This is a genomic window from Enterococcus sp. AZ079 (genome assembly GCF_050547255.1).
In the GTDB taxonomy this organism is placed as follows: domain Bacteria; phylum Bacillota; class Bacilli; order Lactobacillales; family Enterococcaceae; genus Enterococcus_D; species Enterococcus_D casseliflavus.
In genome coordinates this window covers 3,197,842-3,212,236 of record NZ_CP172955.1, presented here as the reverse complement: position 1 = coordinate 3,212,236, position 14,395 = coordinate 3,197,842, and the positions used below count along the sequence as shown (strand labels likewise).

Below are 14,395 nucleotides of genomic sequence, written 5' to 3'. Positions count from 1 at the left end.
ACAATTGGATCATAAACAACTAAAAGAATTCCCCAACGATTTCTTATGGGGTTCAGCATCAGCAGCCTATCAAGTAGAAGGCGCATGGCAAGAAGACGGCAAAGGCGCTTCGGTTTGGGACGATTTTGTCCGCATTCCAGGAAAAACCTTTAAAGCAACTAACGGAGATGTCGCAGTCGACCATTACCACCGCTTCAAAGAAGATGTTGCCTTGATGAAAGAACAAGGATTGAAAACCTACCGTTTTTCCATTGCTTGGACACGGATTTTTCCAGAAGGACGAGGAGAAGTCAATCAAGCAGGGTTAGACTTTTATTTAGCATTGATCGATGAACTGATAAAAGCAGGGATCGAACCGATGGTGACCTTGTACCATTGGGATCTGCCACGAGCCTTGCAAGAAGAATACGGTGGCTGGGAATCTCGCAAAATCATTGAAGATTTCACCAACTATGCGGCCGTATTGTTTGAAGCCTTTCGCGGCAAAGTCCACTATTGGGTCAGCTTGAATGAACAAAATATCTTTACTTCTTTAGGTTATCTTTTAGCTGCCCATCCACCAGGAGTGACCGATCCTAAACGGATGTATGAAGTCAATCATATCGCTAACTTGGCGAATGCTTCGGTGATCAACAAGTTCCATGAGATGAAAATCCCAGGGAAAATCGGACCAAGTTTCGCCTACTCACCAAACTACCCAATCAACAGCGACCCGAAAAATATTTTGGCAGCTGAAAACGCGGAAGACTTGATGGCGCATTATTGGTTAGACGTCTATCTATGGGGCGAATACCCGATTGCTGCAATGAATTACTTGAAAGAGCAAGGGATCGCACCAACGATCGAACCAGGAGATATGGACTTGCTGCGTTCAGCAAAACCAGATTTCTTAGGGATCAACTATTACCAAACAGCAACAAATGCCTACAATCCATTAGATGGTGTCGGAGCGGGGAAAATGAACACCACTGGGAAAAAAGGCAGCTCCGAAGAAACCGGGACACCAGGAATGTTCAAAAAAGCCGAAAATCCATTTGTGGAACGGACGAATTGGGATTGGGAGATCGATCCTCAAGGGCTGCGGATCGCTTTACGACGAATCACTAGCCGTTATCGGGTGCCTGTGATCATTACCGAAAACGGACTTGGTGAATACGACAAACTAACCGACGATCATCAAATCCATGACCAATACCGCATCGATTATTTAGCAGGGCATGTCCATGCCATCAAAGAAGCGATCAGCGACGGCGCGGAAGTTCTTGGCTATTGCACCTGGTCCTTCACGGATTTGCTAAGCTGGTTGAACGGCTACCAAAAACGCTATGGTTTTGTCTATGTTGACCAAGATGAAACGCAAGAAGGATCTTTGGCACGCTACAAGAAAGACAGCTTCTACTGGTACCAAGAGCTGATCAAAACCAACGGGCAAGAGTGCCAGCCTCCTAAAACCAATACCTGAATAAGCGAAACGACCCCTGCAACGGCAGTAATCGTTTCTTAGAAAAAGTACGTTCCACCTGTAGCGACTGCCCAAAGGTAGACCAAAAGTCTCGCGTTTTGGGCCGCTTCAAAGGAGAACGTCCTTTTTTTGAGTATTATCGTTGACAAGTGTAAACGATAATTGTAAAGTAGAAGAAGATTACAACTGTAAACATAAAAGGTTAATGGGTTTGCATAGCAAGCAAGGAGGAAGGAAACAATGATCGAAAAGAATTATGGGGTAAAAGGGATGACCTGTGCGTCTTGTTCCCAGACCGTCGAAAAAACAGTCAGCAAGCTGACGGGGGTCGACCAAGCAGCTGTCAATTTGGCTTCTGAAAAATTACATATTCGTTATGATGAGCAGCAGCTCACCGAAGAAACACTCGCTGCGGCCATCAAAGCAGCGGGCTATCAACTGATAGGCTCCCAAAGACAAGAGACCTTTGCCATCTCGGGCATGACCTGTGCGTCTTGTGCCCAAACAGTAGAAAAAGCCGTTCAAAAATTAGCGGGTGTGGAGCAAGCCTCCGTCAATCTGGCAACAGAAAAACTGACGGTCAGCTATCAACAAGATCAAGTGACCGCCGCGAAGATCGCAGCTGCCGTGAAAGAGGCGGGCTATGATGCACAGCTGCCGACCGCTTCTGCCGACAAGGCGGATTCAAAACAGGCAGAGATTCGTGCTTTATGGCAACGGTTTTGGCTTTCAGCGCTCTTTACGATCCCCTTGTTCTATTTGACGATGGGGGAAATGATCGGTTTGCCGATCCCTGGCTTTTTAGATCCGATGGCCTATCCAGTCAATTTCGTTACCACTCAATTGCTTTTGGTCTTACCGGTGATGGTCCTCGGTCGCGCCTTTTACATTGCTGGTTTCAAAGCGCTTTGGAAAGGCCATCCCAACATGGATTCCCTCGTCGCATTGGGAACCAGTGCTGCCTTCTTTTATAGTATTTATGGGACCGTGATGGTCTACCTGGGCACGACCCACTATGCGATGCACTTGTACTATGAAACGGCCGCCGTTATTTTGGCATTAGTTACCTTAGGAAAATACCTTGAGTCGGTCTCGAAGGGCAAAACCTCCGAAGCAATCAAGAAGTTGTTGGATCTCGCACCGAAAAAAGCCCGCGTGCTTCGCGGCAGCGGGCATCAAGCCGAAGAAGTCGAAGTGGGTATTGAAGAAGTCGCAGCCGGCGATATCTTAGTCGTACGACCTGGTGAAAAGATTCCTGTGGATGGGATCGTTACCCAAGGACGCTCTGCCATCGATGAATCAATGATCACCGGAGAAAGCTTACCTATCGAAAAACAAGTCGGTGATCGGGTGATCGGCGCTAGTATCAACAAAAATGGCTCGTTTCAATACGAAGCCACCAATGTGGGAGAAGATTCAACGTTAGCGCAAATCATTCAGTTAGTAGAAAATGCCCAAGGCTCCAAAGCGCCGATTGCCCGCATGGCAGATAAAGTTTCGGGTGTGTTTGTCCCGATCGTCATGGTCTTGGCGGTTTTTGCAGGACTTGCCTGGTTTTTCTTAGGACAAGAAACCTGGATCTTCTCATTGACCATTACGATCTCTGTATTAGTGATTGCCTGTCCGTGTGCTTTAGGATTAGCGACACCGACCGCCATCATGGTGGGTGCGGGCAAAGGGGCAGAAAATGGCGTCTTGATCAAAAGCGGCGATGCGTTAGAAACAGCTAGAAACGTGACGACGATCGTCTTTGATAAAACCGGCACGATCACAGAAGGCAAACCAGTCGTAACAGATCTCCTGCCTACTGGCAATCACACGCCGACGGAATTGTTGCAGCTGGCGGCTTCTGTTGAAAAAGGCTCAGAACATCCATTAGGCGAAGCCATTGTGATCGAAGCCCGCACGCAAGCCCTCGCCCTACAAGAAGTTGACGGGTTTGAAGCGATCCCAGGGCATGGGATTCAAGGAATGATCGCTGGCAGTCCAGTCCTATTAGGCAACCAGAAATGGTTGGAAAAACAAAACGTTGCCATCGATGGCCTGATCGAGCAAGCCCAACAATTGGCTCAAGAAGGGAAAACACCGATGTATGTTGCCAAAGACGGCGAAGCGATCGGGATCATCGCTGTGGCAGATACTATCAAAGAAAGCAGTCGAAAAGCCATTGACCGATTGCATCAAATGGGCTTGTACGTAGCAATGATCACGGGCGACAATGCCCGAACGGCCCAAGCCATCGCCAAACAAGTCGGTATCGATGAAGTGATCAGTGACGTCTTGCCAGAAGATAAAGCCGCCAAAGTAGCTGGCCTGCAAGCCAAAGGCCAAAAGGTTGCGATGGTAGGTGACGGGATCAATGATGCGCCCGCGTTAGCCCAAGCCGATGTAGGGATCGCGATCGGCTCCGGTACCGATGTCGCCATCGAATCGGCAGACATCGTACTGATGCGCAGCGATCTGATGGACGTCCCATCAGCGATCGAGTTAAGTCGGGCAACCATCAAAAACATCAAAGAAAATCTTTTCTGGGCCTTTGCTTATAACGTCTTAGGCATCCCTGTCGCAATGGGTGTGCTGCATCTTTTCGGTGGTCCCTTGCTCAATCCAATGATCGCTGGGGCGGCTATGAGCTTCAGCTCGGTATCCGTTTTATTAAATGCCTTGCGGCTGAAACGATTCCAACCCTCAGCGAAAAAGTAAACGAAGCAACGAATGCACCAACAAAAAGACCTGCCCACGGTTTCTGATGGAAGAAAATCGTGGGTAGGTCTTTTTAGTGCTGGACATCTAAATAAGAGTAGGCCCGCACGTCATAACGGTTGCGACTACGGGAAAATTCGATGGGTGAGCCATTTTTCTGATAGACGATCTGTTCGATCTCTAAGACCGGATCATCGGCTTTACAGTCCAAATACTGTTGATCGTACGCGGTACTTTTATCAGCGGCGATGGTGCGGTAGGCGCCAGCAAACTGGACCCCTAGTTCCTCTTTGACATAACGGTAGATAGAACTTTCTAAATGGCCACGAGTTAAATTGGGCACCAAATGGACGGGCATATAGGTATATTCTAAAATAAACGGCTGGTCTTCAAGAATCCGCAAGCGGACAATACTATAGATCGGCTGTTCTTCCGTTAACATCAACTTTTCTTGGATCGTTTGGTCAGGAAATTCGACTTGAAAATCGATGACTTGACTGACTAGCTTGCGGCCAGCTTTGCCCATTTCCGTTGACAAGCCTTCATAGACCGTTAAAGCAGTGGTGTCTTTTTTTAAGAATGGGTGGTTCAATATTTTTGTTCCAGCGCCCCGCTGAGAATAAACCAGTCCTTCCATGGCTAAAATACCGATGGCTTTTTTGACGGTCATCCGGCTGACTCCGAATTCCTCGACTAAATCAGTTTGGTTCGGCAGTAAGCTGTCAGGCGGATACGTTTTGTTTTTGATACGTGTGCGTAAAATATTGGCAATTTCTTGGTATTTTGGCATCTGATCACCTCGCAAGAAGTATAGCTGAAAAAAGCGGTTTCGACAATCAAACCTTGGTTTTTTTATAAAAAGAACGGCTGACTGAAAAAATTCAGCCAGCCGTTGCGCTTAATCGATCGATGGTTCTGCTTGACGATCTAAAACACGTAAGAATGGATACCAGATCAAGCCGACGATCACCACGTCAATGACTTGCAGCAAACCACCTAACCAAGAGTTGGTTGCTAAGACACCACTGAAGACCACTGGAACGGTCCAAGGAACAGAAACACCAGTTGGTGCAGGAACAAGTCCAGCCGCCATCACTAAGTAGTTGAAGGTCGTTACCACAAGAGGTGCCACGACCCAAGGAATCAGGATCGTCGCATTCAAGACGATCGGCATACCGAAGATGGCTGGTTCGTTAACGTTAAAGATCCCTGGTGCTAAAGCCAAACGACCCACATCGCGGTATTGTTTTTTCTTCAATACGAAAGCCATCAAGATAACAACGGCTAACGTCATACCAGAACCGCCTAATCCAACAGTAAAGGTTTCCATAAATGGTTTTGTGACGATATGCGGCAGTGCATCCCCATTTTGATACGCTTCTAAGTTGTCTAACATCAATGTATTCCAAATCGGGTCCATCACAGAGTTGACGATGATTTGACCATGTAGACCGAAGAACCAAAGGAATTGAACAAAGAACAAAGCCAATAGAGTTGCTGGCAAGCTGCTGCCTAGTCCAGTCAATGGTTTTTGGATCAATTCATAAACCAGGTCATGCAAGTTGGCATTGAAGACACCCGTCATGATGGCATTGATCACTAAGAATACCGTTAAGGTGATAATTGCTGGAATCAAAGCGGCAAAAGATTTAGAAACTGCTGGTGGTACCCCATCAGGCATTTTGATCTGCCAGCCGCGTTTTGTGATGCGGCAATAGATTTCAGCTGCCAAAAATGCTGCGATCATCCCGATAAACATCCCTTTTGCGCCAAGACGATCAAGAGACAGCACACCGGAGATCGTTTCGCCAGATTCAGTGGTCATAAAGAAAGGAGTCAAGATCAAAAAGCTGGCAAACGAAACGGCACCACCAAAAATCCCTTCCACATCATATGATTTTGATAAATAATAGCCAATACCGAAAGTAACGAAAACAGTCATGATACTCATTGTTGCATTTTGCCCATTGCCAAACAGTGTTCCTAATGTTCCTTTAGTGGCATCACTGAAGAAGGGCAGGTTGTTTAAAACGACCACGATCGATCCAAACATAGTGATTGGGAACGAAAGCATAAACGCGTCCCGCAAGACGGTCAGGTAGCGATTTTGTCCTAAGGCATTCGCCAAGGGCAAAATCTTTTCAGATAACTTGTCCATAAAACCATTCATTATTAGTTCACTCCTTAAATTTCTTTTTGCAATCGATTACATTGATAATGTATCATGTTTTATTTTAAATGTCTATACATTTATTTTAAAAAAGATTGATTTTTGTAACTGCTTCCTTTATGATTAGGGCAGCAAAGAAAAAATGAGGAGTGAATGAAGATGGATTATCAATTTCCAGCAGGCTTTTGGTGGGGGTCAGCCGCTAGTGGCCCACAAACAGAAGGTGTATTTGAAGGCGATGGCAAAGGGGCAAGCATCTGGGATTACTGGTATCAGCAAGAACCAGAGAAATTTTTCAATGGGGTAGGTCCTGAAAAAACCTCGCAAGTCTATACACGCTATCAAGAAGATATTCAACTAATGAAAGAAACCGGCCATACGACGTTTCGGACGTCGATCCAATGGAGTCGTCTCTTCCCGCAAGGCAAAGGAGAAGTCAATCAAAAAGCCGTTGATTTTTACAATGCCTACATTGATGAGTTGATCGCCAACGGGATCGAACCTTTCATGAATTTATACCACTTCGATATGCCGATGGCGCTGCAAGAAAAAGGCGGCTGGTTGAACCGAGAGACCGTGGATGCCTATGTCGCGTTTGCGCAAACCTGCTTTACATTATTTGGTGATCGTGTCAAGAAATGGTTCACTCATAATGAACCGATCGTCCCTGTTGAAGGCGGCTATCTTTACCAATTCCATTATCCGAATGAGATCAACATGAAACATGCAGTCCAAGTTGGGTTCCACGAAACGTTGGCGAGTGCTAAAGCCATCAAAGTCTATCATGAGATGAACCTTGATGGGGAGATCGGCATCATCTTGAACTTGACGCCAAGCTATCCAAGAGATGAGAACGATCCAGAGGATGTCAAAGCAGCGCAAATCGCAGATGCCTTCTTTAATCGCTCTTTCTTAGACCCTGCGGTCAAAGGCACGTTCCCAGAAGAATTAGTGACCATCGTCAGGGAATTGGATATGGTACCAGCGATGGAAGCTGATGATTTACAAACAATTCGCGAAAATACGATCGACTTGTTGGGGATCAATTATTACCAACCTCGTCGTATCATGAAGAAAGAATCACCAATCGATGAAGCGAAAAGTCCAATGCCTGATGATTACTTTGATAACTATGATATGCCGAACAAGAAAATGAACCCGTATCGTGGATGGGAAATCTATGAAAAAGGGATCTATGATATTTTGACGAACACGCGAGAAAATTATGGCAATATCAAGTGCTACATTTCTGAAAATGGCATGGGTGTCGAAGGAGAAGAACGTTTCGTCAATGCTGATGGCGTGATCGAAGATGATTACCGCATCGAATTTGTCTCTGACCACTTGAAGTACGTCCACCAAGCGATCCAAGAAGGAACCAATTGTGTCGGCTACCATATGTGGACTTGCATGGACAACTGGTCATGGACCAATGCTTACAAGAACCGTTACGGATTTATCTCCGTTGACTTAGCAAATGATGCTAAACGAACGGTGAAAAAATCAGGTCGTTGGTTTAAAGAAGTTTCAGATAATAACGGCTTTTAATAACAATGAAAAAAGCAATGCTGTAGGAATCAGCATTGCTTTTTTTGTGTAAAATCGCGGATTTTTTTTGGCTAATTTCAAAGGGGGGATTCTATTAAAAAACCACCTGTTTTTGCAAATGATAAGCTGGGTTAAATAAAAGCACAGTTCTGATAAAGAAAAGACTAGACATGGAAACGTTCTCGTGGTATTCTTTAGTAGAAATCGGTTTCATTATTTTGTTTAGGGTTTGAAAGGAGAAAAAACAATGGATAAATTTATTGGATTTATGGAGAAGCACTTTATTCCGATCGCTTCTAAAATAGGCTCTCAAAGACATCTAGTGGCCATTCGTGACGGATTTATCGTAACGATGCCGTTGATGATCTTAGGCTCTTTTGGGGTATTGATCAACAACTTACCAATCCCTGCCTATATTGATTTTATGAATGGCATTTTTGGTGAAGGCACATGGCAAGCCTTTGGGAACAACTTGTCAGCAGGTACTTTTTCAATACTTGGTCTGTTAATCGCTTTCACAGTAGCGTATAATTTAGCTAAAAGCTACAATCAAGACGCATTAGGTGCTGGGGCGATCTCAGTTGCAAGTTTCTTCGCATTAGGTGCAATGGCGACAGGCCCAGATGGTTTGTTAACAGCTGCCGGACTTGGTTCTCAAGGATTATTTTTAGCATTAATCGTATCGATCATTTCTACTGAGATCTTCCGTCGTCTAGCTGGCAACCCACGCTTAGTCATCAACATGCCTGATGGAGTACCACCAGCAGTTTCACGTTCATTTGCTGCATTATTCCCAGCAATGATCACCGTATCGATCTTTGCTTTGTTTACAGCAATTTTCCAAGCATTTGGTGTGACAAGTATCGTATTGTCCTTCTATGAATTGGTGCAACAACCATTCATGGGCTTGGCAAACTCTTACCCAGCTGCTTTGCTATTAGGTTTTATCTCTGCATTCTTATGGTTCTTTGGTTTACATGGTGCCAACATCATCGACCCGTTCATGCAAACGATCAATGTGCCAGCGATCGAAGCAAACGCACGAGCATTAGAAGCAGGAACAGATTTGCCTTATATCGTGAACAAACCATTCTTTGATTCTTTCGTGAACATCGGCGGAACAGGTGCGACACTAGGTCTTTTGATTGCGATCTTTTTAGTTGCTCGTCATCATAAAGCGTATATGACTGTCGCAAAACTATCTGTTGCACCAGGTGTGTTTATGATCAATGAACCAGTGATGTTTGGGTTACCAGTTGTCTTGAACCCAATCTTGTTCATCCCATATGTGTTGACCCCACTTGTTTTAGTAACGACTGCTTATTTTGCAACCGCAACTGGCTTAGTTCCTGCAAGTACCGTCATCGCACCATGGACGACGCCACCAATCATCGGCGGTATTTTGTCGACACAAAGTATTGCTGGCGGAATCTTGGCAGCTGTTAACTTGATCTTGTCAATCGTTATCTACTTGCCGTTCGTGAAAATGGCGCAAATTCAAGAAACACGCCGTTTAAAAAATGCGTAATGTCTGATCGAGTCGATTAGAAACAAGCGCCAAACGTAATAGACCTTATCCGGCCGCGATCAGAGTGCAATACCCCTTATCACACTGCTTCATTGGAAGGTGCAGTGGTGTGATGACACTCTTTTCGTTTGGCCGGTTCTTTTATCGTTTTTCAATCAATACAATACAACACACGTTTTGGAGGTGGCAAAATGCCCAAATATATGGAGATCGCAGATGTTCTGCGTAAAAGAATCAAGGACGGAACTTATCCGAAAGACAGTCTTTTACCTTATCAAACAGAGTTAGTGGAAGAGTTTGGCGTCAGCCGAATGACGATTAAAAATGCGGTGAATATCCTGATTATGGAAGGCTTGCTGCTGACAAAGCGCGGCTTAGGGACCAAAGTTTTGAATCATTCCTTTTGGGGCAAAGATACCTCATCGGTGACAGAATACAAAGGCCTGAGCTATCAGATGAAACAAGAAAAACGGACATTGACTAGCCAAGTCATCACCTTTGAAGTCTGTTTTCCTACAACAAGAATTCAAGAGATGCTTCAGATCACTGCCGAACAACCAATCTATCATGTGATCCGTTTGCGGATCTTAGAAGGCAATCCATACATACTCGAGCATTCCTATATGCCGTTGGATCTGGTCAGCGGTTTGACGAAAGAGATCTTGGAAGAATCCGTCTATGACTATCTACTGCAAGATTTAGGCTACAAATTTGCTGGCGCTTATCGGACCTTTCAGGCTGCCAAAAGCGATGAATACGATCAAACCTATTTAGCGTGCCAAGTAGATGACCCAGTATTGGAATTAGAACAGATCATCTATTTAGAATCGGGACGTCCAGTGGACTATTCCTGCAGCCGCAATCGGTATGATGTTCGGGGATATTCCATGTTAGACATGAAGCCTGATCTGTTACAGCACCGCAAAAAGTAACGGCTTACAAAATGCTTCTTCAACGAAAAAACGCTTCATAGCTACTGTTGGCTATGGAGCGTTTTTGTTTTGACTTAAGAAGTGGGTTGGTTTTGATCACCTAGTTTGGCTAAGATAGTTTCCGCAACGGCTTTGGGGATGCCAGCTTGCTGGATCTCTTCCACGGAAGCTGCTTGGATGTTTTTTAACGACTTGAAGGTTTTCATCAGCTGTTGCTTGCGTTTTGGTCCTAAGCCAGGAATTTCATCCAGTTTGGAAGAAAAGCTGTTTTTACTGCGCAGTTGGCGATGGAAGGTGATCGCAAAACGATGGACCTCATCTTGGATCCGTTGCAGCAAAAAGAATTCCACAGAATTGCGTTCCAGCTGGATCGGATCTAAAAATTCCCCGAAAATCAACTCGCTGGTTTTGTGTTTGTTGTTCTTCACTAAACCCGCAACGGGAATATCTAAACCTAGCTGGTTATACAGCACTTCTTGGGCGGCACCGACTTGGGCTTTCCCACCATCGATGATGATCAGATCAGGAAAAGGCAGGTTTTCTTTTAGGACACGAGAGTATCGGCGGTAGATGACTTCTTGCATAGAGCCATAATCGTCGCCGCCTTGTGCGGTACGAATCTTATATTTCCGATAATCATCTTTAAACGGCTTCCCGTCGACAAAAACCACCATTGCAGACACTGGGTCGGTCCCCATGATGTGGGAGTTATCGAAGGCTTCGATCCGATAAGGTGTTGCGATCCCCATGGCTTCGCCTAGACGATCCACTGCACCGATCGTCCGTTCTTCAGTACGCTCGATCAACGCAAATTTTTGTGCCAAGGCAATGCGGGCATTTTTATTGGCCAAATCGACCAATTTCTTTTTGTCGCCTCGTTGGGGCTGCAGGACTTTGGTTTCCAGCAGCGCTTCTAATGGGGCAGCATCGACATTTTGCGGAACAAAGACTTCTTTGGGAATGAAGTGCTCATTCTTTTGGTAAAACTGGCCGACGAAGGTCAAGAAATCCTCATCCGCTTCATTGTAGAAAGGAAACAAAGAGACTTCTCGTTCGATCAGCTTTCCTTGACGGATAAAGAAGACTTGGGCACACATCCAGCCTTTGTCGACACTGTAGCCAAAGACATCACGGTCCATCAGATCTGTCAGAGTCATTTTTTGTCGCGTCATGACGGTATCGATTGCTTGGATCTGATCCCGCAGCTCAGCCGCTCGTTCAAACTCTAACGTTTCAATGGCTTCGCCCATCTTCTCTTTCAGGTCTTTTAAAATATCGACGTGACCGCCGTGGAAAAAGTGTTTGACTTGATCAACGATCTTCTGATAATCCTTGGGATCTACATTGTTGACATAAGGACAGACGCATTGACCCAAATGATAATAAAGACAAGGCCGCTTTTGAGAAGGACCGCATTTTCGCAATGGAAAGAGGCGATCCAGCACCCGTTTGGTTTCGTTGGCTGCTCGTGCATCAGGATAAGGGCCAAAATATAAAGCCCCGTCTTTTAAAACTTTACGAGTGATGATCAGACGCGGATAGCGCTCTTTGGTCACTTTAATAAAAGGATACGACTTGTCGTCCTTTAGCATGATATTGTATTTCGGTTTGTTTTTTTGAATCAAATTGATTTCCAGCAATAAGGCTTCCGTATTTGATTCGGTAACGACGTACTCAAAATCATTGATTTCTTGAACGAGCCGTTCGGTTTTCGTATCGTGACTGCCGGTAAAGTACGAACGGACACGATTTTTTAAAATTTTGGCTTTCCCAACATAGATGATTTTGTTATTTTTATCTTTCATTAAATAACAACCGGGTTGGTCAGGAAGCAGCGCTAATTTGTTCTTGATTTGTTCGTTCATTTCAAGATCCTTTCTTACTGGTTTGCTCACGAACTGCAAAAGTAGTCAAAGGGCGGTCTAAGATCCACCGAAAAGGGGAACATTAGAGCCCATAGCCAGTACTCTTCATTTTAGCACAAATTTCTTAAGAAACAATCAAACGGGCCAGATCGGCAGCGAGGAAGCGTAATCGTAAGAAAAGGTTAAGAAATCCCACGAGGCGGTGGTTTCCTCCCTTAAAAACAAGTGAATTTATTTGCTTTCTGCTTGCAAGGAATCCTCTTGCGACCACTCCTGAATGAAGGTCCGCAAACCCTCGATGGCTGGTTCTGTGACGGCTTTGCGCTGGATGAGGTAAAATTGCCGCTCAAAATTTTTATCCAGCAGTTGATAGCCAATGCCGTAGGCGGCTCGCTTGGAAAGGATCGAACAGCCGAAGCCTTGTTTCAGTAAAGCGACGATCAATTCATTGCTGGCGATCTCAATGATCGGTCCTTGAATATTTTGTTCCTCTAGATAGCGCTTAGTGTAATAGTAGACACCAGAACTCGCTTCTCGAACGAGCCAAGGACCGACTTGGGGATCACCAGCTAAGACGAGCTGATCTTTCAAAATCGGGAAACGCAAAATACTTGGTGCAGATAAGGGTTTTTCAATGATCCCTAAATCTAATTGATGTTGTTCAAGGGCTGTTAAGACTTCAGCGGAGTTCATCATCGATACCCGAAAACGCACCGTGGGAAAGGCGTTGTATAAAGCAATCATCAAGTCAGGCATCAAGGCCATCGCATAGGTATGAGAGATGCCTAGGGCACAGTGGCTTTGATGCTGCGTGTTGGTATGGATCTCGCTGGTGATCGTCGACCACTCATCCAATAAATTCAGTGCCTTTTCGTAAAGGTACTCTGCTTGGGGCGTGGCGATCACGTTTTTGCGACCATTGCGTAAAAAAAGCGGTGTATCCAGGTCTTGTTCCAACTGCTTGATCTGAGCAGAAACCGTGGGCTGCGAAATAAACAGCAATTCGGCAGCTTTCGAAAAATTTTTCGTTTCATAGACCATCTTGAAGGTCTCCAGTAATTTTAACATTGCAATCCCTTCCATTAGAAAATTCAATCATAACTATTATACCAATAAATCCTACTGATCGGTCAATCTGTGTATAATGGATGTTATATGAAAGGATGAAAGCAATGAAGCAACGACAAACAGCTTTGATACTTCCCGGTTTGTTCCTATCCTTTTCGGTAGCCGTCACCGCCCGAATCATGGCTTTGGCTGTACCAAAATTAGGGGGAGCAACCCTTGCTATTTTATTAGGAATCATTTTAGGAAATACACTGTTCAAGCAAGAACGCTATCAAGTCGGAACGAAGGTTGCGGAAAGTCGGCTCTTGGAATATTCGGTGGTTTTGCTGGGCTTTACCGTCACTTTCCAGACCATCAGTGAAATGGGCCTTCGGGGCTTTCTCTTTATATTGCTGATGATGAGTTTGGTCATTACCGCTGCTTATTTGATAGGGAAAAAAATGGCCTTTAATCAAAAGATGAGCCTGATGATGGCAGGCGGCAATGCTGTCTGCGGATCCTCTGCGATTGCGGCGATCGCACCAGCCATTGATGCCGATGATGAAGAAAAAGGGCAGATCATCACCTTGGTCAATCTTTTAGGAACAGTGATGATGCTGACGCTGCCGTTTTTAGCATTGGGCTTATACGGCGATGATCTGTTGCAAAAAAGCGCCTTACTTGGTGGCACGCTGCAATCCGTCGGACAAGTCGTGGCGGGGGCTAGTTTGATTGATGCCGACACCGTCAAATACGCGATGCTCTTTAAAATCGCGCGCATCATCATGTTGGCAGTCGTCGTCATTGTTTTTGAACGAATGACGACAAAGACCCCCACCAAAACCAAAGCCAAAGGCAAGCTGCGGCTGCCGATCCCTTGGTATGTGTTGGGCTTCTTGACCATCTGTATCTTGAACAGCTTCTTACCGCTGCCTAGCTGGTTGAATGAGGGCGCTCATTTTATCAGTACGTGGTTTGAAACGACGGCGTTGGCAGCCATCGGTTTGCGCTTGGATTTCCGCAAGTTTTTAAAAGAAGGCCCGCGCTTTTTATTCTATGGTCTTTCCGTTGGCGCCGTCCAAACCGTGGGTGCTGTTGCATTGATTTGGTTGCTGCGGCTCTAATTCACAAGAGGCACGA

The 14,395-nt window shown here is 45.3% G+C and carries 10 protein-coding genes; 6 read left to right on the top strand and 4 right to left on the bottom strand.

The annotated features are described in order from the left end of the window. Positions 1 to 4 precede the first annotated feature (4 nt). Entirely contained in the window at positions 5 to 1,462 is a 1,458-nt protein-coding gene (locus IGJ15_RS15270; protein WP_010748554.1) for a glycoside hydrolase family 1 protein, read from the top strand. A 240-nt stretch (positions 1,463 to 1,702) separates the two neighbouring features. After that, positions 1,703 to 4,165: a heavy metal translocating P-type ATPase gene (locus IGJ15_RS15265; RefSeq protein WP_010748555.1), complete on the top strand. Its 2,463-nt coding sequence runs from the start codon at positions 1,703 to 1,705 to the stop codon at positions 4,163 to 4,165. Positions 4,166 to 4,238: 73 nt separating this feature from the next. Here IGJ15_RS15265 and IGJ15_RS15260 read toward each other — a convergent pair whose 3' ends face one another. Further along, positions 4,239 to 4,955 (bottom strand): GntR family transcriptional regulator, encoded by a 717-nt coding sequence (locus IGJ15_RS15260; RefSeq protein WP_005226669.1) that lies wholly within the window; start codon positions 4,953 to 4,955, stop codon positions 4,239 to 4,241. A 108-nt stretch (positions 4,956 to 5,063) separates the two neighbouring features. Continuing rightward, a complete protein-coding gene (celB, locus tag IGJ15_RS15255) occupies positions 5,064 to 6,335 on the bottom strand; it encodes a PTS cellobiose transporter subunit IIC (RefSeq protein WP_005226670.1) in 1,272 nt (423 codons plus the stop codon). A 159-nt stretch (positions 6,336 to 6,494) separates the two neighbouring features. On the opposite strand from celB, the gene IGJ15_RS15250 reads away from it, so the two are divergent. From IGJ15_RS15250 to IGJ15_RS15240, 3 genes are all read left to right on the top strand, one after another. Continuing rightward, positions 6,495 to 7,883 (top strand): glycoside hydrolase family 1 protein, encoded by a 1,389-nt coding sequence (locus IGJ15_RS15250; protein WP_430599204.1) that lies wholly within the window; start codon positions 6,495 to 6,497, stop codon positions 7,881 to 7,883. Positions 7,884 to 8,130: 247 nt separating this feature from the next. Further along, positions 8,131 to 9,411 (top strand): PTS sugar transporter subunit IIC, encoded by a 1,281-nt coding sequence (locus IGJ15_RS15245; RefSeq protein WP_005232725.1) that lies wholly within the window; start codon positions 8,131 to 8,133, stop codon positions 9,409 to 9,411. A 191-nt stretch (positions 9,412 to 9,602) separates the two neighbouring features. After that, positions 9,603 to 10,343: a GntR family transcriptional regulator gene (locus IGJ15_RS15240; protein WP_005226685.1), complete on the top strand. Its 741-nt coding sequence runs from the start codon at positions 9,603 to 9,605 to the stop codon at positions 10,341 to 10,343. Positions 10,344 to 10,417: 74 nt separating this feature from the next. Here the strand turns inward: IGJ15_RS15240 and uvrC are convergent, their stop codons facing one another. Then, the gene (gene uvrC, locus IGJ15_RS15235; protein WP_010748557.1) at positions 10,418 to 12,208 is read right to left on the bottom strand and encodes an excinuclease ABC subunit UvrC; all 1,791 of its coding nucleotides are present in this window, start codon (positions 12,206 to 12,208) and stop codon (positions 10,418 to 10,420) included. Between the two features lie 231 nt (positions 12,209 to 12,439). Then, entirely contained in the window at positions 12,440 to 13,291 is an 852-nt protein-coding gene (locus IGJ15_RS15230; RefSeq protein WP_081116142.1) for a LysR family transcriptional regulator, read from the bottom strand. 65 nt (positions 13,292 to 13,356) lie between these two features. On the opposite strand from IGJ15_RS15230, the gene IGJ15_RS15225 reads away from it, so the two are divergent. Next, positions 13,357 to 14,379 (top strand): YeiH family protein, encoded by a 1,023-nt coding sequence (locus tag IGJ15_RS15225; protein ID WP_034695264.1) that lies wholly within the window; start codon positions 13,357 to 13,359, stop codon positions 14,377 to 14,379. The last annotated feature ends 16 nt before the right edge of the window (positions 14,380 to 14,395 follow it).

Coding starts and splice junctions, on each gene's coding strand:
- IGJ15_RS15265 (WP_010748555.1), top strand. CDS start 1,703: ATGATCGAAAAGAATTATGGGGTAAAAGGGATGACCTGTGCGTCTTGT.
- IGJ15_RS15260 (WP_005226669.1), bottom strand. CDS start 4,955: ATGCCAAAATACCAAGAAATTGCCAATATTTTACGCACACGTATCAAA.
- celB (WP_005226670.1), bottom strand. CDS start 6,335: ATGAATGGTTTTATGGACAAGTTATCTGAAAAGATTTTGCCCTTGGCG.
- IGJ15_RS15250 (WP_430599204.1), top strand. CDS start 6,495: ATGGATTATCAATTTCCAGCAGGCTTTTGGTGGGGGTCAGCCGCTAGT.
- IGJ15_RS15245 (WP_005232725.1), top strand. CDS start 8,131: ATGGATAAATTTATTGGATTTATGGAGAAGCACTTTATTCCGATCGCT.
- IGJ15_RS15240 (WP_005226685.1), top strand. CDS start 9,603: ATGCCCAAATATATGGAGATCGCAGATGTTCTGCGTAAAAGAATCAAG.
- uvrC (WP_010748557.1), bottom strand. CDS start 12,208: ATGAACGAACAAATCAAGAACAAATTAGCGCTGCTTCCTGACCAACCC.
- IGJ15_RS15230 (WP_081116142.1), bottom strand. CDS start 13,291: ATGGAAGGGATTGCAATGTTAAAATTACTGGAGACCTTCAAGATGGTC.
- IGJ15_RS15225 (WP_034695264.1), top strand. CDS start 13,357: ATGTTATATGAAAGGATGAAAGCAATGAAGCAACGACAAACAGCTTTG.